Here is a 21,565-nt window from a genome sequence, read left to right as displayed (position 1 = left end):
TGGGGCATGTGGAGGATGGAGTGGGATTCGAACCCGCGGAACCTCTCGGTTCGGCTGTTTTCGGGACAGCTGCATTAAGCCAGGCTCTGCCATCCATCCAAATGGAAAAGCCGCCCTGGATGGACGGCTCTGCGTTGCGGGTTTCCCCGCATTTCTCACTGGTTACACCTTATCAGGATTTCATGTGCCTTTGTGTGCCCGATTTCTCACGCGGCCGCGTTCGGGATCGGGTTCCTGCGCCATTCCTCGGGCATGAGGTCGTACACCTCGTCAACGGCCCTGCGGCGCAGCTTCATCATGCCGCTGTACGAGTATCCCATCTCGACGCAGACCATCTCCCACGTCTTGCCGAGCATGTAATGCAGCTTCAGGGCGCGTGCGCCGTCGCGGTTTCCCATGGCCATGAACACGTCTCGCGCGATGTCCACCTTTTCGGTGAACTCCCCGAGCTCGGTGAGCCACTTGTCGCTCAGCTCGGCAAGCCTCGCCATCCTGTCCTCGAACGCCTTTGGGTTCGGCGAGCCCGACACGTGCTCGCGGTAGTCCATCGCGTTTGCGCCCACGTCGCGCAGCGCTTCGATGTCCTCGCGGATGGAGTCCATCTTGCCCATCGTTGCCTTGAGGTCGTCCAGGTACTCGGTAGCACAGTGGTTCCGAACGAACGGGTCGTGTTCCAATGCATCCCTCCAACGTGCCGAAATGCCGTCAGACACAATATATCGCGTTCTGGGGCGTTTTCAACACAAGATGTTATGTCGTGTCCATGTGGTCAGCAATACGGCTAGATTCGGTCGTTTCCGTGTGCGAGAGTGGCGTTTTCGTGCATCATTCCATCTCGCTTTCAAGCCACGCCTTGAGGTCGCGCCAGTCGTCGCAGTTCACGTCCTCCATCTTCAGCGGACATCCCCTGCAATTCGAGCATGAGCACATCCTGTGTATGAACTGCGCGGCAAGGGCGGGAGTGCCGAGCAGGTATTCCCAGTTCGTCATTCGCTTTCCTCCTTGAGCCATTCGAGAAACGCATGATTGTTCTCGAAATGTCCTATATACTCGTGCACCTCGTCTTCGCGGTCAGGTTCCATCGCAACGAAGAATCCTTGCGAGAACGGATTTGCCGGTAGGCTGATTCGCATCAGGGACGCCTTATCTGGTGACCCAAAGTATTTCTCGTAGTTAGTCATCCTGCTCTCCGTATCCCGCCAAGTCACACAACCTGTTCGCTATCACAGATACTGCGCAGTAGTCGTTCCTATCCACTCCGTCTGGAGTTATCGTCATGAACACGTGATACCACGTGCAATCCTCGCGGCATTCGCCCTGGATTAGGGGACAGAAGCTCTGCTGTTTAGTCATCCACGCTCACCCCCAATGCCCTCAGCTCGTCCTCGTACGCCTTGCATGCCTTTGCATCCTCCTCGGTCCAGTGCTCGCCCAGGCGAATCCTCGCGTAGCGCAACATGTCCAGAGCAACCTGCGCGAGACGTTCGTAGCGTCGAGGCAACGAGTCCTGGTCATCAAAGTAGTGCTCGCATGCCATAGCATCAGGCGACGTGCATCCGGCGTAGTAGGCCCTATCGTTTGCTGCGTAGAAGCAGTTCAGTCGCGTTTCCCTGACATGCCCGCACGTACCGCATGTCCTCGGCTCCATCGCCGAGCTGCTGCAATCGCTCATGACTCGACCTCCTCGAAGTGATCGCGGAACGCATCGGATTCAACGGCGTAGTGGTAATCCCCTATCGCGAAGGTGACGTACGCCTTGTCCGCGAAGTCGTCGCGCCCGCAGCCATCGACAACGGTTCCGACCAGTATCGTGGTGGTCACGACCTTGAGTTCCTTGATGCACCTGTATCTCATGTCATGCCCTCCAATCTCCCCCATTGCCTTGCCATCGCGTCGGCTATGCCGGGATACGTCTTGCTTCTCTCGCGGGACCTTATCGAGGCGGGTAGGCCGAGCGTTTCCATGTGCCACGGCGTGTCCGTTCCCTTTCCGTTCTTGTACTCGACAACCTCCGGCTCCACGATGTCCGTGGGGATGAGATTCGGCAGACCCTTGAGCCAAAGGCACGTCTTCTTGCGCACGGGATCGCCGAACATGTACGGATGGATGATCTGGTCCGGCTTTCGGTACAGCGTGCTCATGATGCCCACGGGGTTCTCGATCGCGACGCGCGGCACGTGATCGAGTGCCGTGAAAGCCAGGAAGAACCCGATGCCCATCTGTTGGGAGCCGTTTCGCTTCTTCTCCTCGAACCACGCGGCACCAGACACGGCCAGATGCGTGCACGGGGGGAATGCAAGCACCATGTCCCAGTCCATCTTGCATACCTCCAGGGCGTCTGCCTGGATGTGCCATTCTGGATGGTTGCCGGATGTCGGGAGCAGGTCGCAACTGTACGCCTCGACCCCCCCCCTCCGCAATCGCGAGGTGACGGCCTGGGATTCCTCGCATGCGACGAGACATCTCATAGGAACTCCCTCCACGGCCTGCACTCTATCCCGAGTGCTTCGGCCAGGTCGTGCTCGATTCGGGCACCGCGCGAGTCCTCCCAGCCGTCGAGCATGGCGATGCCGAACTTGTCACCATCCCATCGCAAGTGGATGCATATCTGCTCGATGCTCCTCGACATCGCGTATCGCCACGCAACGCCGCTCGTTATGCAGTCGTGCGGTATATCGACTCGATGCCCGGCTTGCATGAGCTCGCCGCGAACGCTGTTGAACATTGGAAGGTTATCTTTCGGAATGCCCGTCACCGGGCCTATGACGTAGAGGTTCATGGGCGCACCACCTCGTATGTCTGCTCGAATATGTCCGGCTTGCATGGGTACAGCTCGCCCTTTACGCCACGAATGATGTAATCGCCGACACGCGCAACGTGATCACCTTCGAGAGTGTGGATGACGAAGCAGATTTCACCGCTTATCTCGTCTTTGTACGTCTTCGTATGCTTCGATTCGACGGCCTCTGACCACCATGTGGGACACTCGTTGACCCGGACTATTCCGCGTGAATCCTTGATTAGCCTGATGGCCTCCACCTCTACGGGCCTCTTTCTGTATTTCATTCGACCACCACCTTCGCGCCGCAACCGCAATAGGGTTGAAGCTCGCTATACTCGATTCCGTTCTCGTCTACTGCATCATCAACGTGCAGCGGTCTTCCGCATTCGGAACACGTGAGCACGGGCCACGGGTTACCTTCCTCGAACTTATCGACCGGATGGCACGTGCGCTCGGCGCGGGTGTTCCAGGCTTCCTTCATCGACTCCCTGTCGTGCACGAGCGTTTCCGAATAGTAGTATTCGTCCACGTTCTCAGCGTACATGCGCATGAAGCAACCAGGCTCGTGATTCCCCGGGATCTCGTCACGGCTTCCGCAAAACGGGCATTCCCTGAGTTCGCTCATGATTCATCACCACCCAACTCGCGTCCGCACATGGGGCAAAAGTTGATTGGTTCCTCGACGTATTCCTGTTCCACATTTCCGTGGTATTCCACATAGAGCATCTTGCCTGTCGTCACGAATGCTTGCAGTGTTCCCGTATCGAGGAACGACGCATGAAACGGGCTTTCGCAGTACTCGCACATCACGCATCCCTCCCGTCCAACTCGCGCTGTCGGCGCAGGAGGTCAAGGCGCGTCGCGCACCCACACCAGAGGATTCCGTACCGTTGACTCGGCTTCATACCGTCCACGAGCGCAGGGCAGTTGTGGCATTCCGATCCGGTGCATCCCCAGTATTCGTATTCGCCCTTCATCGCATCTCTGTTGATGCGCTCCTGGGTGTCTGGTTCGCGATGGGTGAAGTACGATGGGTTGAAGCCAGCGCCCTCGTCGTCAACGAAATAGCCTTTTTCGAGTTTTGCGACGACGGCCTTCATGTCGTCTGTCGTGCGATAAAGCACGTCGCCAACCTCGATTTGCACGCCGTCCGCGTCGAGCACCTGCGGATTGGGGCGTTTGAGCCGGTGGGCGAAGTCATGCCGCTCGTATCCGTTGACGTTCACGTAGTCGGAATTGCCCTTCGTGTAGGACAGCGAATCAATCTTCGCATCCCTACCGAAATCCCTGACGAACATGTCGCCGAACTGCGCCGGCTCGCCGTCCTCGAACAACGGGCGCGGGAGGTAGTAGCGGTCGATGGTCTGCTTGAGCTCTGGCCATTCGATCTCGCCCGTCGCGAGCTTGGCAATCGCGTCGGCCGGGTTCATCCAGCTCTGGCGCGCGTACCTTTCCGTGATCTCGCGCTTCTCCGCGTCCACCTCGTCGGCGATGCGGAGGAACAGCTCGCGCAGGTCATTCCATCCGGATGTCTCCTCAATCTCGAATTCACACAGCGCGGCTTCGAAAGGAAAGCTATGCTTCCTAGTGTCCGCCCAGCGCCTCAGCTTGGCGCTGATGGATTCGGTGTTGTCGTTACTCATCGGATTTCCCCTCTACTTCCGCTATCAGTTCGAGCGCCCTTCCCGCGCACACCGGCTGCCTGCCGATGCCGCGCTCGCGGTGGCGCTCCATCATCTCGGCGGTCGGGATGCCGTCGTGCTGCCATTCGTACGTGCCGTCGCTCATGCGCACCAGGTGCACGGGCTTGGCGCAGCCGAGGCAGGCGGTGCGGATGGAGCGATAGTGAACAGAACCGCTCATGACATGCACCTCGCTTCCTCCATGAACCGCGCCGTCCTTTTCTGCACCTGCTCCCTGAACGTGCATAGTTCTTCGAACAGGCACTCGAAGAACAGATGCTCCGCATCGAACTTCCTTGACTCGTCCAAGTTGCACAGGACGTCCATGTCTGCGAGCGCATATGTGATCGGGTTGATTCCGAGTTTTTCGCTCATGCAGTTCCAGCGGTCGAGCTTGTTCGGAAGCTGCTCGGCACCGTCTGTGATAACCATGGTGCCGTCAATTATGCACTCTGACCTTGGGTTTTCGTTTTTCATAACATCTCCTAAGTATTGGATTCGCGCGCGCCCGCGTAATATTTTTTTAATTATTTATTTATTGCCCTTACCCATATTTTTATTATTGAAGTAATAATGCGGTGCCAGGTGCCACAGGTACCTGTGCTATACGTTGTGACCGTGTATTTCTCATTGGCACCAAATGGCACCGAATGGCACAGCAGCATGTACCCGCAAATCATCGCCTGCCCTCCCTCTCTTGTCTTTCGGCTATGGTTTCGTATTCCTTGACGCTCTTTCTGTCTGAACCGCTGCCGCGATGCCCCGGCTTCGTCTGCGAAACTCTGAACCTCTTTGCTATTGCGGTGCCAACTGATTTGGCAGACAGCGCCGTTCTCGTGTACCCGTTGTCACGGCACCATCTCTCGTAGCGTGCGTACATCTCGGACCTCGTATGCCCCCTCACGTCATCGATCGTGATGCCGCTGTCGTTGAACCATTGGAGGGCCGAATTGCTCGACTCGGCTATGTCGCCCTTCACGCGCTCGTTGGCGCGATTCTCGGTCAGCCCGCCGTTTTCTATGACGCGGTGCAAGCCCTCGACGCCTATCTTGCAGACGTACTCCATGGCTTCCTCTGTCGCGAGCTTGTCGTTTATGTCCATGTCGTAGTCGTCGTCATCACGCGAGAAGGTCGCGGCGAACTCCACGGCGAACAGGCGGCGCATGAAGCCGTCGGACGTGTCGGCGACCCTCGGGAAGTCGTTGCAGGCGAAGACCATGGTCGCGTAAGGCTCGAAGTAGTAGCCATCACCGCCCTTGACGTCCGTGAACATCATGTCCCCAGTGACAGCCTTCTTGATTTCTGAGCATGCGTCACCATCGAGGTATCCGTTCGCTATGTCATCTCCGAGGTTTGCGAGCTTGCCCACCATATGGCTCACGAGAAAGCGGTTTGAAAGGCTCTTTGGCTGGAGTGCCGATACGTTCTCGTCACCCAGCAGGTTCTTCAGCATGCCCATGTACGTGGATTTGCCGTTGCTTCCGCCGCCTATGAGCACCGGGCAGAATGGGAATCTCTTTGACGAGCGCACCATGCATATGCCGATTATCTCAACGAGATTCATCTGTACGGCAGGATCGCCCGCCGCCATCTTCTCGATCGTGTGGAACACCACTTCGCTTTCGGCGTCTGGATTCCACCTGTGCGGTATCACGTTTGCTATCATATCGTCCTCGCAGAACTCGCGGAAGTCCATCGTCAGCACGTCGAGCACGCCGTTCTCGAACGCTATGAGGTTCCAGCGGCTTTGCCTTTTGCTTGGTGCCGTGTCCTGGACGTACAGCTTTGCCTCCCGCCGGTTCGCGCTCGTGCAGCCCGGTGCCATCTCGATGATTGCCGAGTTGAACGCTCCCCACCCGAGCGCGTAATGGCCGTTCGAGTCCCTGACCGCAGGCGTTTTCCCATCGACCAGGCAGGCACCGCGCTCTGTCACCAAGCGCTCGGCGACCTTGGCATGGTCGAACTTTCGCGGCCTGCCGCGCTTGGGCTTGTTCTCGTCACCGGCTTTTTCTGCCATCCGCACCTTCTCCGAATGGCCTGGCGCATGACGGTACGCGCTGTCCACCTTCTGCCTTACCACGCGCTCGCTCATTGGCGGCACGCAGCATCGCTGGTTGTAATCCATCACGGTCACCAGGGCTGTCTCGTACGGCAGGTTGTTGGCCCTCTGCGAGCACGCGAGCTTGTACAGGGCGTTGTCGCGCCCCTCGCCCTCGTGGATCACGGCGGGCATGGTGAGCTTGACGGTATCGGAATCGACCTGCCTTATCGAATCGACGAGCGCGAGTACGTTTGCGTCCGCCTCTGGTATGTCCATGTCGAGCGGCGATGTCTCCCAGCGGTAGGCGTTGCCGTTCGGGTGGATTGACGGCGGGGCCACGATGTAGCCCCCTTCGCCGCGCACGTCGATGCCCGTGTCAGATCCGACGCCGTTTCTCACGGCCTCGGCGCTCCGGTAGAGCATGTGGCCGCCGCCACTGCCCGTGATGGACGTGGGGGCGGCCGGAAGCGGATGCTCGGCCTCGAACTCGGCCAGCGTGTCCCAGCCGTCAACGTCGCCGTGGCAGTCCACGTCGATGGCGAAAAGGCCATCGGAAACGCCGCCGCACACGATGCCGATATTGTCATCGGGATGCGTCATCCAGTGCTTGCGCACCTGCTCGACGTTCGCGGTAGCCTTGGTCGAGCCGCCCTTGATGTACGGCTCCTTGCCGCGCGGCTTGAGCGGTATCAGCGCAAGGCCTGCCTCGGCGTAGGCGACCGCCGCCTTTCCCAGCTCGCTAAGCTCGTTGGTCATCGACGGTCACCCCCAGAAGCTCGCAGATGCGCCTGGCGCTCTCGTCTGGGGCGCAGAACTCGAATCGGCAGCCGTAGCGCCGCTCGATGGTGTCCATCGCCTTGTAGAGCCTTGCGCCCTGGATGGGCTTGCGGGTTCCGTGCCTCGGGCACTTGCCCTTGCCGTTGGGGTTGCAGCCGCCGCCCTTGCCGGACTTGCGGCGCTTGTGACATTTCACGCAATGGCCGTTCTCCCAGCGCAGCACGTCGCCCATGTTGGTGTATCCCAGCTCGTTTTCGACCAGCACCACCAGACGATAGCCCCACGAGGCGGCGCGCTCGATCTCGGCGATGAAGCGTTCGTGCTCCTTGCCGTTGATGTTGGAGGCCACCTCGTCAACGCTGGCCTTGGTGTCAACGCACACGTTGGAGCCATCGGCGCAGTAGTCACCGGCAGGTGCCACCGCCGGGTTGGCGGCGTGACCCTTTGCGGTCAGCGCCACCCTTTCCAGCTCAATGCTGTGCTCCGCCCACCACTTTTCCTTGATGTCGTGGTGACCTGGCTTTTGCCTCGTATCAGAATAAATCATCCCCATGGTGCCCACGACCATTCATAGTCGCCGCTTGAATTCATCTCACCACGGCAACATGCAGATATACCGCTTTGCGATGCCCCGGTGAACATGGCTGCGACGCCCTGCGTCGGATATGCGTTGACGATCTTTCCGTTCTTCTTTTGAATGACGGGTTTACCCTGAGTTGCCGCTATCCTGAAACGAGCCGTTCCATACGTGTTGTTGTATTGACGGTCGCACCATTCGAGGTTTTTGACCGCGTTATTAGTCTTGTCCTCGTCCTTGTGATTGATTTCCGGCAAGTCATCTGGGTTTTGTATGAAAGCCTCCGCGACAAGTCTGTGCACGCTCTTCTTGAATTGCTTGCCACCTTTGCTCAAGGTGACTCCGCGATATGTTGATTTGCTGTTATAGAGCCCTTGTTTCAGAGGTTGTCCGCGCAGCGATTTCTTCATGCCGTTTTTCGAGGTTACGATACGGTCAACTGACCTTACGTTTCCCGCATCGCTGACTTCGTATAACCCTTCAAAACCGATTACCGGTCTCCATATTTCTCTCACGACGGTCATTAGAACGGCACGTCAGAATCGTCGTACGCCGCCACCGCAGTTGACTTCCGGGGCGCGGGGGAGTCGTTGACGGCCTCGTAGTCGGCCCAGTCCACCTTGGTGCCGTTCTCAAGCTCCACCTTGATCTTGGGATTGTCGTCTGCGGTGAGGATTCGGTCGGGACGTGCGCTCACGTTGGTATAGCCACGGTCGTTGGTGTACTCGCGACCGTTGAACTGCACGAGGCACTTCTTGCCAACGAACATCGTCCACTTGTCGGCCGTGAAAGCCGCCTCGCTGTCGAATCCGGGGTTCGCCTCGTCAAGGGCGTGGAACGTGTGCTTGAGCATTCCGTAGGCACTTGGCTTCCAGGACATGTACACGAGCCGCGCGTACTCCTTGTCCGCGAAGAACGGACGTGACAACTCGCCCTTGAACTCGCCCTCGGCGACGTCCAGCAGCACGCGCACGCACTGTTTCTCGTCGCTCGTGACATGGCCGTCCTTGGTGTCCCACTCGGTCTGGACGCCCTTGATCTCGCACACGTACACGCCTGGCGTCATGGCCTTGAAGTCACCGCCTGCGGTTGACTCGTTGGCGGCCTCCCATTCGGTCGGGTCTAGCTTAGGCATTGTCGTTTCCTTCCTCTTCGATTGCGGCGTTCGCCGCGTTTCCTATTAGCTCGCTCACGCCCGTCTTCATCAGGTCAAAGATTGGCGTGAGGTCGATTCCGAGCATGTCCGCGATGCTCAGGAACATCTTGAATTGCGTGTTCTCGGTAAGCACCTTGCGGTACTCGTACAACGTGATAGTCGTGGTGAGCACGTCATCGCCCGCGAAGTCCATCTCCGCGAACTCGCTGAACGGTGTGTAGGCCATCACGCGCCTCCCATCAGCATGGGCAGCACGTCGGCACCACCGAGCGCGTTGTTGACCTTTTCCGGGTCGATGCGCAACGAGCTTCCGGCGTACTCGCCGCCGGGAGCGGACGTTGCCTCCACCTCGCAGCCGTCGGGCAGCTCGCCCGTCTCGCCGAAGATGGACTCCACCCGCCGCATGTCCGGATCGACGCGCAGGCAGTCGTTTGCCTCGCACCACGCCATGAGCGCGCGGCTGTCGGTGACCTTGAGTCGCACCCTCGTCTCGGGCTTCGTGACGCGCACGCCGTACGTGCCGACCTTCTCGCCGCCGATGCGGACATCGAAGCTCTTGGCCCCGGTCTGCTCGAACATCTCGCGGTAGTGAGCGTCCACCTCGGCGCGCAGGTTGCCTGGTTCCTTCGTGCTCACCTGCTCGGCAGCAAGCTTGTAGACGGCCTGCGCCACGGCGAGCTGCTCGATGCGCTTTGCGATGTCCACGTTAGAACCTGACATCGGAACCACCGCTTCTCACCGGTATGCTCTTATCCATCGGTGCATCCGACGGAACGAACGGGACCTCGCTTATGTGGTCGGCTTCCTCGTATTCTGGCAAGGTCCCGAACACCGACTCGGCGACGTAACGCGCGTCCTCTATGTCACCGAACGCCATCACCTGCTTTGCGATGCCGTGCACCACGTAAACCTTCCTCACGATTCCTCCTATTCGTACTGCTGGCCCATCGCCAGCATCGTGTTGCTGTACGCCTCGTACGCCGACTGCTTGACGATCTCCATGGCGTGCGCCTGGACTCGCAGGCGGCGGCGCTGCTCGGCGTTCTTGACTTCGAGCGAATGGACTTGCAAGCGCAGGTCGAGCACCTGGCTGCGAGCCTGCCGCAGCTGGGATTTCAGCTCTCGCTCACGCGGCGACATGGCGCTTCTCCTCGAATCCCCCGTAGATCGTCTCGACACCACACCAGACCTCCGCCGGGTCGACCCACCACACGTCACCGTCCGACAACCTGGGGTCGATGCAATCGCGGCAGACCGCTATGGACAGGTTGTCCGGGCAGCGCATGCACTTGGCGCAGTCCCCGCATTTGGCGAGACGTTCCGGGTGCGTCCAGTTCTCGGGATTGGCCCATTCCACCGGCCTAGCCATCGGACTTCGCCGCCTTGGTGGACTTAGGAGCGTCGGTCAGGGGACGCATCCTCCAATACTCTCTAATCGCGGTATCCACGGCCTTGAGGTCGTTGTCCACGAACTCGGTCTCGAACATACCCGGCGGGGACTTGACGATGCCGTTGCCGTTGGTGCGGAACACGTACTCGCCGTCCATGACCTGCGATTGCAGGACGATGGACACCATGCCCTCGATGGTCACCTTCTCGTCCAGGAGCTTTCCGATGGTCTTGATCTTCGAGTTGCCCATGTCGTCGGCGTCCTCGTGAAGCATGAGGTACACGACCTTGTCCTGGTCGGTAAGCTCCGAGATGTAGCGCAACAGCCCGTAGAACTGGTCACCGATGTCGTTGTAGAGCGCGAACACACCGTTGCCCTTCCCGGCGTTGGCGTGCCGCGCCATGAACATGTCGGTGATGAGATACCCGGCGTCGTCGATGACCACCGAGCGTGCCTTGCTCTCCCCCACGAGGTGCTTTACGCGCTCGTAGTCGGTCGTGCTGACCTGGGTGAGCTTGCTACGAAACGGCAGGCGCTTGCCGATGACGTTCACGAGGCCGATGTCTCCGTCCTCGAAGTTGCGCATCGAGGACGACTTGCCCGTGCCGCTCTTGCCGTAGATGATTACCGGCTCCGCCATGCGGCCCACCTCCCCTCCTGTGGTAGAATTTGACTTGTCATCAAAGGTCTCCTTTCTTGACCAGGCCCACGGATTGCGCCCGTGGGCTTTTTGCTTACTCGAACTCCGAGCGATGGACGTACCAGGTGCGCCCGAACTTGCGGCACTTGACATGCCCATCGCGGCACAGGCGGTTCACGACCTGCCTTGAGCAGCCAAGGATCTCCATCACCGCCTCCGGCGGGAGCCACTTGTTCTCGATGGCACCGCACATTTCCGTTTCCTCCTTTCCCTCGTCTTCATCGCTTCCCGGCAGGCCCGCTGGCACCCATCCGGCTGTAGGTAATCTCCGGAGCAACCGTGGCGAGTTACAGCTTCGGTGTGGTGGTACCGAATGGGCACCGGCCGGCCTGTCGGGTCATGCGCTCATGCCAATCGAATGCCCATGCGGGAAACCTCGCCTTTGGTAGAATCCCCGGTGTCCCGAAACATCTCGAAAGAGAGGAGGTCAACCATGTTGGCCAACGTTTTGAGGATGCGGTCCCTCGCGAGATAGCGGAGCCGCGGAGCCTGGGCGGCTCAAGTCCGCTAAACGGTGCCGCTGCGGCAACAGCGGAGGAACGAGCGCGTAGAACGTGAAACCGCGCGAGACACGCCAATCCCGCGATCAATGGAGCGGTCAGGGCGTGGACTACCGTTTCGCACGAGGGGAAAGCCCGTCGGACGGTGGGCGTCGGTTGCCGACTTCGCCCCCGTTCGTCTTCGTGACGAGGCCTCCTGCATGGGTATCCGATTGTCAATGTGCCTTGCCGGGGCTACGCCCTCACGGTCTTGCGCTCCTTGGCAATCGGATAGGGATACGGGTTCGGCACGCTAGTCCTCCAGCAGCTCCTCGATGGACTTACCCAAGACTCGCGCGACCTTGACGGCGTTTCTCACCGTCGCGTTCCCGAAGCCGGACTCCTCCCAGTTCTGGATGGTCCGTCTCGGAACTCCCGACAGCTCGGCGAGCCGCCTCTGCGTCAGACCCTCTTCCTTGCGGATTTCGCTCAACATCAAATCCTCCAAATCACAAGATGTCGTTATCTGGCTTTTTGATAGGCACCACATGTAGTGCTAAAATCGGATTGTTGTTCAAAACGATCCCGAGTGTTGGGAGGTCTAAAATGGCCAACTTTTTGAACATCTGGTTCCTGTGAGGCGTTCGAGCCAACGTGGGGTAGGCTCCCGCATGTGTTTCGCAGTCGAACGCGCAAAAGCCTGTTGCAGTAACGACAGGTCGGCTCCGTGAGGCCAAGCGCAGCCGTACTCGGTCGGATTGCCCGTCCAGCAAACGGGCATGGGGCCAACTCCGCATGGAGGAGGCCAACCGAGGTTCCAAACCCCGAGCTTGCGTAGCGGGGTGCTAAAGGGCCTCGTGGGGAACTACCGTGCGTAACGGGACAAAAGGCCTGCATAGGGTTGGTGGCGGGTTACTGACCGTCACCTCCCGAAGCCTTTAGAACTTCCCCGTATCCCTATTCGATTGTCAAGGAACAATGCCCGTTCAGGCTCTTACGGTCTTGCGCTCGTCAGTGAGACCGAGCAGGTAATCAGTCGAACATTGGAAGAGGTTGTGCATCTTTATCAGCTCCGATCCGTAGGGCGGTGTCGTTTCCTGTTCCCAACGCGCAACGGTCGACTTCGATACGCCAAGCTCATTCGCAAGGTCTTCCTGAGTCATGTTCATTCGCTTTCTCTCACTGGCAATGTTCAGCATTTTCCCTCCTTTCACCATCATTTGTTGGTATCGTGATTTGAACTCTAAACTATCATTTGTTGGTAGTCAATACTCATATTTGACTTTTATTTGTTGGTGATATACCCTGCTCATACCAACACGGGAGGTGGATTCGTGAATTATTCGACACGCAGATTAAAAGAACTCAGAGAAGAATTAGGCCTATCACAGCAGGCAGTAGCCGACAAAATCGGCGTTTCCGATACCGCTTACCAGAACTACGAGTATGGCAAGAGGGATATTCCGGGCAACGTCCTCGAATCTCTCGCCGATCTCTACGGAACGTCTACTGACTACCTGCTCGGTTTGGTGAACTACAGGAACAAGCGCGTTTCGCCATCATCCGAGGATTCCCTTTTTGTCGATGTCCCACTCTACGGTTCGATTGCCGCTGGCAAGCCCATCGAGATGATTGAGGTTGAAGAGACGCATCCGGTTCCGGTGAAAATCATGGAGAACCATCCGAAGGCGTTTCTGCTCGAAGTGAAGGGTCAGTCAATGAATCGCGTGCTGCCAGATGGTTGCTATGCGCTCATTGACCCATGCGAAGAGGTCGAACGGGACAACCAACCACATGCGGTCTGCGTAAACGGCTACGATGCCACAATCAAGAGAGTCCACAAGCTGGACAACGGCTTCGAGCTCGTGCCGGACTCCACTGATCCCACCTTCAAGCCGAAAATCTACGACTATGGCGAACCTGACACCGAAACCGTCACGGTGATAGGACGTGTCGTCTACTACGTGCTGCCGTTCGATTGGGGGTTCTAGGGCAAGAAATACAAATATTTTTATATTTGTCACCATTAAATCTAATAACACGTGTTATAATATGTGTATCGAAAGGAGGGAAGATGAAGAGCTACTCATCGCGAGAGGTGATCAGAATCCTCAAGGACGACGGATGGTACGAGGTCGCGGTGGTCGGGAGCCATCACCAGTTCAAGCATCCGACCAAGCCGGGGCGCGTCACAGTCAAGCACCCCACCAAGTCCATCCCGCCCAAGACGTTGAGGAGCATAGAGAGGCAATCGTGGCTGAGCTTCGCGTGAGGCCCCGAAGCCTCCGTCTTCCCGGATGTTGATTGGAGATGCCATGAAGAAGAGCGACAGGTACTTCTTTCCCGCCGTGTTCACCTACGAGGACGGCGAGGAGATCGCGGTGACGTTCCCCGACCTGGACGTTGCCACAAGCGGCGAGACCGACGAGGAAGCGCTTCTGTCTGCCCGCGAGCTACTAGGATGCGTCATCTACGGCATGGAGCAGGACGGCGAACGAATCCCCGACCCCACGCCCCTGGACGCGGTCATGACAGAGCCGGGCGAACATACGGCCCTCGTGGACGTGTTCATGCCCGCCGTAAGGCAGGCGGAGTCCACCAAGGCGGTGAACCGCACCGTGACCCTTCCCGCGTGGCTCAACGCCCTTGCGGTCGAGCGCGGCGTGAACTTCTCGCAGACGCTGCAAGCCGCCCTCAGGCAGCAATTGGGGGCTTAGCGTCGAAAGAGCCGAGCCCCGCGCATGTGGGCTGCATTGATGGCAATCGGCGAATGGCTTTGATATTTGTAATCAACTGATTACACTATGGAGAGGAACGTATGGTTGACTTGAACCAGGTTGGGTTGTTCTTGTCACTCGCCAAGGATTACGTAGGCAAGGACAGGTTCATGTTCATTCCACGCAGGCAGAATGTGGAATACATGGCCTCGGTCGGCATGTCGATGGACGACCTCAAGTCCGTAATCCTCTCGCTCGACGAGTCAGATTGCTTTGGCGGCCCCGAGCCGGACAGGGATGACGGGTACGACGAATGGACGGTTGCCAAGTTCTCGCCCGAGTACGAAGGTGACAAGCTATATTTGAAAATTTCCGTGAAGGTGACTGCCGAGAGGTGCAAGTGCCTCTCCGTTAAGCTGCTGAACGATGGGATGGGTGATTGAGATGGCCAAGACGATAGAGACGTATTGCCCCGCATGCGACGCGGAAGTGAACGCGGCTGTCTCCATGAGCACCGGTCACATCGCCGTCAGGGGCGAGGACGTGGAATTCGAGGAACACGTCGCCGTCTGCCCTGTATGTGGTGAGGAGATTGGCGATAGCCGCGTCGAGGGCGGCAACCTCGACCGCGCCTATGCCGCCTACGCCAAAGCGCATGGACTCGTCACCCGTGACGAGGCGCGTGCGCTTCGGGAATCCTACGGCCTGTCGGTGCGCGAGTTCAGCAGGTTCCTCGGCTTCGGCGAGCAGACCTACGCCCGCTACGAGGCGGGCTCCCTTCCCTCCAACGCGCACAGCTCCATCATACGAAGCGCCATGACCGCTATGGGCGCCACGAAGCTGCTCGGCGAGAACCGTGACAGGCTCGCCGACAAGTCCATCGTCTCCGTCTGCGAGAGGATAGACGAGATGGCCGGAATCAGGCCGGAACCTATCCGACGCGTCGACTTCGATTGGCAGGAAAGCGAACCACCATCACGCGAGAACGGCTACAGGGCGCTTGACATGGAACGGCTCGCCGCGCTGGTGTCCACCCTCGCCTCGGAATGCCGCTCGCTATACAGGACGAAGCTCCAGAAAGCCGCTTTCTTCTGCGACTTCCTCGCATGCGAGAGGCTCGGGCGCTCTATTAGCGGTGTCAGGTACGCCCATGCGACCTACGGCCCTAAGATGGACGATGGTGATTCTCTGCTTGAGGGAATAGAGCGAAGCGGCGTCATCGAAATACGGGAGCAAGACAACGGCGAGGTCATCATCCCGGCGGGCACGATGGACAACCCCTTATCGGAGTCCGAGATGTCACTCATCGCCGAAGTCGCCGATTTCGTAAACACGTTCCCGACCTGCAACGACATATCCAAATTCTCTCATAGCCTGTCAGGCTGGATTGACACGCCCAGTGGAAGAATTATCGAGTACAACCACAAGCATGGTGAGATTGCAGATGCCATAGCGTCTCGCATGTGCGCATAAAAGAGCGAACCCCGCTTCAATCTTGGCGGACTGCGCGGGGTTCAGCAAGTCACCAACCGAATACGGAAGGCAGGTGCAATTCTACACCATGGAGGTGCTGGGAGCAGGCTCGGTCGTCCAAAGGGACAAATCCAAGCCGAGAGGCAGATGCCGCAAGTGGGAGCTTTCGGTCAGGGTCGTCGAGAACGGCAGGAAGACGACGAGGACCCACCCGTTCGAGGGCACGTACACCAACGCATGCAAGGCCAAGGAGGATTTCGTCGCCGAGCTTCGAGCCATGCCAGACCCCGACAAGATGGACAAGGGCATGACCACCCCGCAATGGGCGCGGGAGTGGCACAGGCGGCGCGTGAGGTCGCGTACGCTGGCCGAGTCCACGTTGAGAGGCGACCGTCAGAAGATAAACGTCGTGGACATGCACCTGGACTGCCCCATCGCTGACGTGACCGCCGACATGATAGTTGACGTGTACTGGGAGATGGCCGAGGGAAACACCCCATCCGGAAGGAAATGGGCGGACAGTTCCATCGAGGACCTGCACAAGGCGTTCGTCGGCATGTTCGGAATGGCCGTAAAGCGGCATGTCATAGCGTCAAACCCGATGGATGACGTTCCCGCACCGAAGGGCGGCGATCCGCGCGAGTGGGCCGCCCCGCCCCAGAACGTGGACTACCTGCTCGAATACCTGGACTACTCCAGCGGCGTCCAGCGCGCTGTTGCGCTCCAAGCCGCATGTGGTCTGAGGCTGTCCGAATCCGTCAGCATCGAATGGCCCGACCTCACGGATGTCGCGTTCGTCCGCAAGTCCAAGACCGACGCCGGGAAGAACCGCGTCGTGCCGATGCCGGAGAGGGTGCTCGCCCGCCTGGAACCCCACAGGAGGACGACTGGGGCGGTGAGCGGCGGCGTGCGCGCCGATTCGGTGAGGCGATGGGTTACCAGGCATGCCGTCGAGATGTTCGTTCCCGGTGCGACACCGCATGGGCTAAGGCACTCATTCTGCACGAGGCTCGCCAAGGCGAAGGTCCATCCTCGCGTCATGATGGAGCTCATGGGGCACGCGAGCATGGACGTGTGCATGAGAATCTACACCCACGTGAACAATGACGACAAGATCGCGGCGATTCGCGATGCGTTCGGATGACCAGGATACTCGCCTTGAAACGCCTGTCCCCTTTCACTCGTGCGGGTTTCGTGCGGGTTTCGTGCGGGAGCTATCTGAAATCAAAATAAAAAGGCCAGCGAGAAAACCCGCTGACCTGCAAGTTCCCTGGTGGAGATAAGGGGGTTCGAACCCCTGACCTCATGACTGCCAGTCATGCGCTCTCCCAGCTGAGCTATATCCCCATGGGTCGTCGAAAAAGACGCGAGGGCAATTATACCAATCGGTGCAGATGGTGCAAGGGGGTAATTTGGCTCTCATGACGTTTCATCCACGATATTGCGAACAAACTCCTCGAGCGATGTGCATGACATGTCAGGCTTGCATGCTTCGAGTGCCTCAGCGGGAAACATTCCCCAAAGCGCTGCGACGCTCGTGCATCCAGCGGCGTTGGCCGCCTCGATGTCGAACGGGCTATCGCCGACATAGACGCATTCGTCGGAAGTGGCGCTGAGCAGCTCGCATGCATGCAGAATCGGACCGGGATCAGGTTTGTGCTCGTCCCAGTCGTCAGCGCCAATCAGTACGTCGAAGAAGTCCGCGATGCCGCTTATCTCGAGACCACGTTGTGCGAGCCAATGGCGCTTCGAGGTGACGACGCCCATGCGATACCCGGCGTTCGAGAGCTGCTCGAGCGCCTCTTTCGTGCCGGGAAATGCGCCGACTCGCTCGTCGTGGATGGAGTCGTTGTATGAGCGGTATATCGTCGTAAGCTCTTCGGCACGGTTGGCGTCACTGTGTACGAAGTGCAGCATCTGATCATATAGGGGCGTGCCGACTCCTGCCATCAGCTCCTCATCGGTATGCTTCTTTCCCTCGACCTCGTTGACGGTATATCGCATCGAGATGAGAATCATCTCGTAGGTGTCGAGCAATGTCCCATCAAGGTCGAACAAGACAGTGTCGCGCATTTGCCCTTCTTTTCCTTGGCTTTCCTTTTTTCCTAATCATTCCTTTATTTCCTAATTACTCCTCTTCGTCAATATGCAGAGATGATATTGCAATTCTATTCACCCTTTGAAATGGTGTAGCAATGCCGTAGGCAAGATGTCGAGCGAAGATTAGGGCAACGCGCAGGCAAGCTGCGAAGCGGAGGTCCAAGGGAGCGCACCATCAAGTAACCTGGCGTCGGGCAGGCCATCGAGCCGAGGTCCAAGGGAGCGAGCCGAAAGAACCGCGATGCGGGCCGTCGGGGAGCGACCATCGAGTCGAAGCGCCTTTCCCGGCCCGCCATATAGCAGCAATGTGTATCAGCGTGCCTGCGCGTATAATCCAGGGCGAAAACGGAGGCTCCCATGACCCATCTCGTTGACATGCACATGCACGCAGGCTTCGCAGATGACCCTGTAGCATTCGCGCATAGGCTCGCCGATGCGGGCATCGTCTCTTTCGCCAACACCGTCACACCCGTCGAATACGCACGCCTCTCCCCCATGCTCGCCGACATCCCAACCATGCGCCTGGGGCTCGGCCTGCATCCCTGGTGGGTCGACACGCCCGAGCTCGGTACGCTTGATGACTCGCTCGACGCCTTCGCCGCTCAGCTCGATACCACGCGCTTCGTGGGCGAGGTCGGCCTCGACTTTTGGCCCAAGCGTGCTTCGACAAAGGATGCCCAAATAAGGGCCTTCACCCGCATCACGACCCTCTGCGCCGCAAAAGGTGACATGCTCATCTCGATGCACTCGGTGAAGGCGGAACGCGAACTGCTCGATGTACTCGAAGACTCAGGGTGTCTCGGGCGTTGCATTTGCATCCTACACTCGTATGGCGGTCCCTCCGACCAGCTCTCGCGTGCGGTTGAAGATGGCTGTCTGTTTTCCGTGGGAACGCGCATGTTGTCGACCAAGCGTGGACATGAGTATGCTCGCATCATCCCCGAAGAATGTCTGCTCGTCGAAAGCGACCTGCCCGCCGCGGCAAACGAGCCCGCGAGCGCACGTGACGTAAAGCGCAACCTCGAATTGGTCATCGACGGGCTCGCTCGCATACGCGGCACTGACCTCGAGCGTCTGCGTGAGAGCATCGGCGCGCGCAGTGATGTCCTTCTAGGCCTCTAGACATCCCAAATCGACCGCCATATCCTCGCGCGGAATCTTGGCGGCATCGAAGACGTCCGGCAGCTCGGCCGCGCTCAGATACTCCCCCGCTTCGACCTGTCCTGCGAGATATGCCAGGTAGCCGATGATGGCTTGAGGCGTGATACCGCGCTCGCGCATGCCCGCAATGGTGCTGTCGCCATCGCGTTTGGACAAGCGCCTGCCATCGTGGGCAAGGAGCAACGGATGGTGGGCAAAGCTCGGGACGGATGCATCGAGTAACTCGTAGAGCAAAATCTGACGTGGCGTGGAGGAAAGCAGGTCGCTTCCCCGCACGATCTGCGTCACGCTCTGGGCGATATCATCGACTACGCAGGCAAGCTGGTATGCGAAGACACCGTCGCTACGGCGAACGACGAAATCACCGCACTCGCTTGCAAGGTCTTGCTCATAGGAACCCTGGATTTCATCGACGAAGGAGACCTTCTCATCGGGCACATGCAGGCGCAGCGCATGACGGTACGTTGCCGCGCGCGCGTCACGCTCAGCTGCGTCCAGACGGTAACAGGTGCCCGCATACAGTGGCGTTCCATCCGAAGCGTGTGGGGCCGAGGCAGCATGCAAATCGGCACGCGAGCAAAAGCAGGGATAGAGCTCCGCCTTCTCACCGATACGCTCAAGAGCTTCCTCGTACGCATGCAGGCGCTCGGTCTGCACGAGAGGCTCCTCATCCCAATCGATACCAAGCCAACGCAGATCGTCGAGAACGCCCTGCGCAAGAGCGGGGTTTTGGCAGCGTTCGTCAAGATTCTCGAGACGCACGACGAAAGCTCCCCCTGCCGAGCGTGCGAAAGCCCAGGCAAGCAATGCCGAGAAGGCATTTCCCAGGTGCATTTCGCCGCTGGGGCTTGGCGCGATGCGTCCGATGGCCCGAATGCCGTTGCCCATGCCGGCCTACTCGAGATACGTCGAGCTCACGTTATAGGGAAGCCCCGCGGGCATGGGCTCGATCGTGATATCCGACTCGGCGGCAAGTTTCTGAAGCCACTCGTTGAAGAGCTGGTCGGCCTTGATCTCGGTGGCATCGGCAACGATCTGCTCGTATATATCGGGGGGGATGGTCCGGAGCACGACGGATTCACCGCCAGCGCCCACGTTGAAAGCCGCGTCGCAGAAGATGAGCGTCCAATTACCGTCAATCATGATGGGCTCGGACACGGTATCGACATCAAGCGCACCGACGGCCTGAATGTATTCGACGCTCATGGCATCGCGCGTGGATGGCAGCGAGTTCCAGCCTGCATGGACGGCATTGCCGAGGCGCTCGAACTCCCCGAGTGTGACACGCTCACTCGATGCGGCAATGCGATCCCGTGCGGCCTGTGCCTCCTGTTGGGAAGCGAATTGGATGTAATAGGAATCCTTGCCGTTGTACATGGAAGCAGACTCGTTTGCCTGAGCTTGGATTTCCGCCTCGGTGGGCGTAACGGCATCGATGACCATGCTGCGTAGTTGCTCCTCGAGCAGGCGGTTGAGCTCGTTTTCGCGCCAGGATTCCTCGTCATACCCGTAGGAGGCAAGCACGCTGTCCCAGGAGTTCTCGCCATAGCGTTGCTCGTAATAGGATTTCTCCTGCTTGATGACTTCGTCGAGCTCCGTATCGCCAATCTGGATGCCAAGCTTGGCGCATTCTTGGCGAATGAGCTCCTGCGGGATGAAAACCGTGTTGAGCACATACGTGCGCAAGGTCTCCGAGGTGTAGCCGTTCGATTTGAGAAACTCGGCCCAGCCCGAATCGGTTTCGTACTGCGCGTTCTTGCTGCGAAAGCCTTCGATGAACTCCGTGACCTTGTCCTCGGGAATGGCAACGCCATTGACATGCGCGGCAATCTGAGGCGGTTGCTTCATGCCAAAACAACCCGTCAGCATGAAAAGCGGGCATAGCACGAGCGCAAGCGCGACGAGCGCTAAGACCGAGCGTGATATGGAGCGGGTATGCGTCACGCGACAGTCTCGCGACCCGCATTGAAAGCGGCGAGATTTGCATCCACGGTTTTGGGTGGAACGCGCTCTGCAATGACCTCGCGCCAGGTCCGCGCCTCGAAAGGCAATGCGGTCGAAAGCGCGCCCATGAGCACGACGTTTGTCGATTTGGGACTACCGGCCTCACGCGCAATGCGGCTCGCGCCAATGCGTACGGCGTCGAGCGCGTCGAGTTCCGCATCGATGTCTGCGGGCATCTCTCCGTTGCCGATGGCAACGCTCACGGGTGTGATGACCTCATCATTGACAAAGAGCTTCCCGCCATCGACGGCAAGGAACTGACGAGCGCGTAGGGCCTCGATTGCCTCGAAGCTCACCACGACATCCGCGCAACCCGGATCGCAGATCATCGAAGCAACGTCGCTACCGAAGCGCACGACCGTGGAAACTGATCCGCCGCGTTGGCTCATACCGTGAATTTCGGAAATCTTGACATCGTAGCCACTAGCAGCGGCGGTCTTTGCAAGCAAATCGCCTGCGAGGATGGTTCCCTGGCCGCCAACGCCCACGAGCAAGACGGTTGTCGTATCCATCGCCTGTGCCATGA

36 protein-coding genes and 2 tRNA genes are annotated in these 21,565 nt (G+C 58.9%); 7 read left to right on the top strand and 31 right to left on the bottom strand.

The features are described from left to right. Positions 1–9 precede the first annotated feature (9 nt). The 26 genes from DBY20_03785 to DBY20_03660 form a co-directional block, all read right to left on the bottom strand. A tRNA-Ser gene (locus tag DBY20_03785) sits at positions 10–99 on the bottom strand. A 107-nt stretch (positions 100–206) separates the two neighbouring features. After that, entirely contained in the window at positions 207–677 is a 471-nt protein-coding gene (locus DBY20_03780) for a hypothetical protein (GenBank protein ID PWL79007.1), read from the bottom strand. A gap of 496 nt (positions 678–1,173) precedes the next feature. Beyond that, positions 1,174–1,353: a hypothetical protein gene (locus DBY20_03775; GenBank protein ID PWL79006.1), complete on the bottom strand. Its 180-nt coding sequence runs from the start codon at positions 1,351–1,353 to the stop codon at positions 1,174–1,176. After that, the gene (locus DBY20_03770; GenBank protein ID PWL79005.1) at positions 1,346–1,672 is read right to left on the bottom strand and encodes a hypothetical protein; all 327 of its coding nucleotides are present in this window, start codon (positions 1,670–1,672) and stop codon (positions 1,346–1,348) included. Before DBY20_03770 ends, DBY20_03775 begins: the two co-directional genes overlap by 8 nt. Beyond that, entirely contained in the window at positions 1,669–1,854 is a 186-nt protein-coding gene (locus DBY20_03765) for a hypothetical protein (GenBank protein PWL79004.1), read from the bottom strand. The genes DBY20_03770 and DBY20_03765 overlap by 4 nt, the downstream gene beginning before the upstream one ends. Continuing rightward, a complete protein-coding gene (locus DBY20_03760; protein ID PWL79003.1) occupies positions 1,851–2,468 on the bottom strand; it encodes a hypothetical protein in 618 nt (205 codons plus the stop codon). The genes DBY20_03765 and DBY20_03760 overlap by 4 nt, the downstream gene beginning before the upstream one ends. Then, entirely contained in the window at positions 2,465–2,824 is a 360-nt protein-coding gene (locus DBY20_03755) for a hypothetical protein (protein ID PWL79002.1), read from the bottom strand. The genes DBY20_03760 and DBY20_03755 overlap by 4 nt, the downstream gene beginning before the upstream one ends. Next, a complete protein-coding gene (locus DBY20_03750) occupies positions 2,776–3,066 on the bottom strand; it encodes a hypothetical protein (GenBank protein ID PWL79001.1) in 291 nt (96 codons plus the stop codon). Before DBY20_03750 ends, DBY20_03755 begins: the two co-directional genes overlap by 49 nt. Further along, a complete protein-coding gene (locus DBY20_03745; protein ID PWL79000.1) occupies positions 3,063–3,332 on the bottom strand; it encodes a hypothetical protein in 270 nt (89 codons plus the stop codon). The genes DBY20_03750 and DBY20_03745 overlap by 4 nt, the downstream gene beginning before the upstream one ends. Positions 3,333–3,403: 71 nt before the next feature. Continuing rightward, on the bottom strand, positions 3,404–3,589 hold the full coding sequence (locus tag DBY20_03740; GenBank protein PWL78999.1) for a hypothetical protein: 186 nt from the start codon (positions 3,587–3,589) through the stop codon (positions 3,404–3,406). Next, positions 3,589–4,425 (bottom strand): hypothetical protein, encoded by an 837-nt coding sequence (locus DBY20_03735; protein ID PWL78998.1) that lies wholly within the window; start codon positions 4,423–4,425, stop codon positions 3,589–3,591. Before DBY20_03735 ends, DBY20_03740 begins: the two co-directional genes overlap by 1 nt. Then, positions 4,418–4,645 carry a hypothetical protein gene (locus DBY20_03730; GenBank protein ID PWL78997.1) on the bottom strand — a complete coding sequence of 76 codons (228 nt, stop codon included), beginning with the start codon at positions 4,643–4,645 and terminating at the stop codon, positions 4,418–4,420. The genes DBY20_03735 and DBY20_03730 overlap by 8 nt, the downstream gene beginning before the upstream one ends. After that, entirely contained in the window at positions 4,642–4,941 is a 300-nt protein-coding gene (locus DBY20_03725; protein ID PWL78996.1) for a hypothetical protein, read from the bottom strand. The genes DBY20_03730 and DBY20_03725 overlap by 4 nt, the downstream gene beginning before the upstream one ends. A 199-nt stretch (positions 4,942–5,140) precedes the next feature. Next, the gene (locus DBY20_03720; GenBank protein ID PWL78995.1) at positions 5,141–7,261 is read right to left on the bottom strand and encodes a hypothetical protein; all 2,121 of its coding nucleotides are present in this window, start codon (positions 7,259–7,261) and stop codon (positions 5,141–5,143) included. Beyond that, positions 7,245–7,850 (bottom strand): hypothetical protein, encoded by a 606-nt coding sequence (locus tag DBY20_03715; GenBank protein ID PWL78994.1) that lies wholly within the window; start codon positions 7,848–7,850, stop codon positions 7,245–7,247. The genes DBY20_03720 and DBY20_03715 overlap by 17 nt, the downstream gene beginning before the upstream one ends. Continuing rightward, positions 7,826–8,383: an endonuclease gene (locus tag DBY20_03710; GenBank protein ID PWL78993.1), complete on the bottom strand. Its 558-nt coding sequence runs from the start codon at positions 8,381–8,383 to the stop codon at positions 7,826–7,828. The genes DBY20_03715 and DBY20_03710 overlap by 25 nt, the downstream gene beginning before the upstream one ends. Then, the gene (locus DBY20_03705; GenBank protein PWL78992.1) at positions 8,383–8,994 is read right to left on the bottom strand and encodes a hypothetical protein; all 612 of its coding nucleotides are present in this window, start codon (positions 8,992–8,994) and stop codon (positions 8,383–8,385) included. The genes DBY20_03710 and DBY20_03705 overlap by 1 nt, the downstream gene beginning before the upstream one ends. Beyond that, positions 8,987–9,241, bottom strand: coding sequence for a hypothetical protein (locus DBY20_03700; protein PWL78991.1), 255 nt, complete (start codon positions 9,239–9,241; stop codon positions 8,987–8,989). The genes DBY20_03705 and DBY20_03700 overlap by 8 nt, the downstream gene beginning before the upstream one ends. After that, positions 9,241–9,720 (bottom strand): hypothetical protein, encoded by a 480-nt coding sequence (locus DBY20_03695; protein PWL78990.1) that lies wholly within the window; start codon positions 9,718–9,720, stop codon positions 9,241–9,243. The genes DBY20_03700 and DBY20_03695 overlap by 1 nt, the downstream gene beginning before the upstream one ends. Before the next feature lies 1 nt (position 9,721). Next, complete coding sequence (locus DBY20_03690; protein PWL78989.1) at positions 9,722–9,934, bottom strand: hypothetical protein; 213 nt, start codon at positions 9,932–9,934, stop codon at positions 9,722–9,724. Between the two features lie 8 nt (positions 9,935–9,942). Next, a complete protein-coding gene (locus DBY20_03685) occupies positions 9,943–10,155 on the bottom strand; it encodes a hypothetical protein (GenBank protein PWL78988.1) in 213 nt (70 codons plus the stop codon). Next, a complete protein-coding gene (locus tag DBY20_03680) occupies positions 10,142–10,384 on the bottom strand; it encodes a hypothetical protein (GenBank protein PWL78987.1) in 243 nt (80 codons plus the stop codon). The genes DBY20_03685 and DBY20_03680 overlap by 14 nt, the downstream gene beginning before the upstream one ends. Next, positions 10,377–11,045 (bottom strand): hypothetical protein, encoded by a 669-nt coding sequence (locus DBY20_03675; protein ID PWL79413.1) that lies wholly within the window; start codon positions 11,043–11,045, stop codon positions 10,377–10,379. The genes DBY20_03680 and DBY20_03675 overlap by 8 nt, the downstream gene beginning before the upstream one ends. Before the next feature lie 94 nt (positions 11,046–11,139). Continuing rightward, the gene (locus DBY20_03670) at positions 11,140–11,298 is read right to left on the bottom strand and encodes a hypothetical protein (protein ID PWL78986.1); all 159 of its coding nucleotides are present in this window, start codon (positions 11,296–11,298) and stop codon (positions 11,140–11,142) included. Between the two features lie 599 nt (positions 11,299–11,897). Further along, a complete protein-coding gene (locus DBY20_03665) occupies positions 11,898–12,134 on the bottom strand; it encodes an XRE family transcriptional regulator (protein ID PWL78985.1) in 237 nt (78 codons plus the stop codon). Positions 12,135–12,570: 436 nt separating this feature from the next. After that, complete coding sequence (locus DBY20_03660) at positions 12,571–12,804, bottom strand: hypothetical protein (protein ID PWL78984.1); 234 nt, start codon at positions 12,802–12,804, stop codon at positions 12,571–12,573. Between the two features lie 69 nt (positions 12,805–12,873). On the opposite strand from DBY20_03660, the gene DBY20_03655 reads away from it, so the two are divergent. The 6 genes from DBY20_03655 (at position 12,874) to DBY20_03630 (ending at position 16,918) form a co-directional block, all read left to right on the top strand. After that, positions 12,874–13,575 carry a hypothetical protein gene (locus DBY20_03655; protein ID PWL78983.1) on the top strand — a complete coding sequence of 234 codons (702 nt, stop codon included), beginning with the start codon at positions 12,874–12,876 and terminating at the stop codon, positions 13,573–13,575. Positions 13,576–13,658: 83 nt separating this feature from the next. Further along, positions 13,659–13,856, top strand: a complete 198-nt coding sequence (locus DBY20_03650) for an addiction module toxin, HicA family (GenBank protein ID PWL78982.1) — start codon at positions 13,659–13,661, stop codon at positions 13,854–13,856. A gap of 43 nt (positions 13,857–13,899) precedes the next feature. Beyond that, a complete protein-coding gene (locus DBY20_03645) occupies positions 13,900–14,301 on the top strand; it encodes a HicB family protein (GenBank protein PWL78981.1) in 402 nt (133 codons plus the stop codon). Positions 14,302–14,402: 101 nt separating this feature from the next. Continuing rightward, the gene (locus tag DBY20_03640) at positions 14,403–14,744 is read left to right on the top strand and encodes a hypothetical protein (protein PWL78980.1); all 342 of its coding nucleotides are present in this window, start codon (positions 14,403–14,405) and stop codon (positions 14,742–14,744) included. Beyond that, a complete protein-coding gene (locus DBY20_03635; protein PWL78979.1) occupies positions 14,728–15,774 on the top strand; it encodes a hypothetical protein in 1,047 nt (348 codons plus the stop codon). Before DBY20_03640 ends, DBY20_03635 begins: the two co-directional genes overlap by 17 nt. A 22-nt stretch (positions 15,775–15,796) precedes the next feature. After that, complete coding sequence (locus DBY20_03630) at positions 15,797–16,918, top strand: hypothetical protein (protein ID PWL78978.1); 1,122 nt, start codon at positions 15,797–15,799, stop codon at positions 16,916–16,918. A 127-nt stretch (positions 16,919–17,045) separates the two neighbouring features. Here the strand turns inward: DBY20_03630 and DBY20_03625 are convergent. Both DBY20_03625 and DBY20_03620 read right to left on the bottom strand, forming a co-directional pair. Further along, a tRNA-Ala gene (locus DBY20_03625) sits at positions 17,046–17,121 on the bottom strand. A 72-nt stretch (positions 17,122–17,193) separates the two neighbouring features. After that, a complete protein-coding gene (locus tag DBY20_03620) occupies positions 17,194–17,847 on the bottom strand; it encodes an HAD family hydrolase (GenBank protein ID PWL78977.1) in 654 nt (217 codons plus the stop codon). 384 nt (positions 17,848–18,231) lie between these two features. On the opposite strand from DBY20_03620, the gene DBY20_03615 reads away from it, so the two are divergent. After that, positions 18,232–18,996, top strand: coding sequence for a TatD family deoxyribonuclease (locus DBY20_03615; GenBank protein ID PWL78976.1), 765 nt, complete (start codon positions 18,232–18,234; stop codon positions 18,994–18,996). Here DBY20_03615 and DBY20_03610 read toward each other — a convergent pair. The 3 genes from DBY20_03610 to DBY20_03600 are packed head-to-tail and all read right to left on the bottom strand — an operon-like array spanning position 18,985 to position 21,563. Next, positions 18,985–19,923, bottom strand: coding sequence for a tRNA glutamyl-Q(34) synthetase GluQRS (locus DBY20_03610; GenBank protein PWL78975.1), 939 nt, complete (start codon positions 19,921–19,923; stop codon positions 18,985–18,987). The genes DBY20_03615 and DBY20_03610 overlap by 12 nt on opposite strands. Positions 19,924–19,929: 6 nt before the next feature. Further along, the gene (locus tag DBY20_03605; protein ID PWL78974.1) at positions 19,930–21,066 is read right to left on the bottom strand and encodes a hypothetical protein; all 1,137 of its coding nucleotides are present in this window, start codon (positions 21,064–21,066) and stop codon (positions 19,930–19,932) included. Continuing rightward, positions 20,976–21,563, bottom strand: a complete 588-nt coding sequence (locus DBY20_03600) for a pyruvate ferredoxin oxidoreductase (protein ID PWL78973.1) — start codon at positions 21,561–21,563, stop codon at positions 20,976–20,978. Before DBY20_03600 ends, DBY20_03605 begins: the two co-directional genes overlap by 91 nt. Positions 21,564–21,565: the final 2 nt, after the last annotated feature.

It is taken from the genome of Coriobacteriia bacterium, assembly GCA_003149935.1.
Taxonomy (GTDB): domain Bacteria; phylum Actinomycetota; class Coriobacteriia; order Coriobacteriales; family QAMH01; genus QAMH01.
Note: the sequence above shows the minus strand (reverse complement) of the source record. Positions and strands in the feature narration are given on the sequence as shown.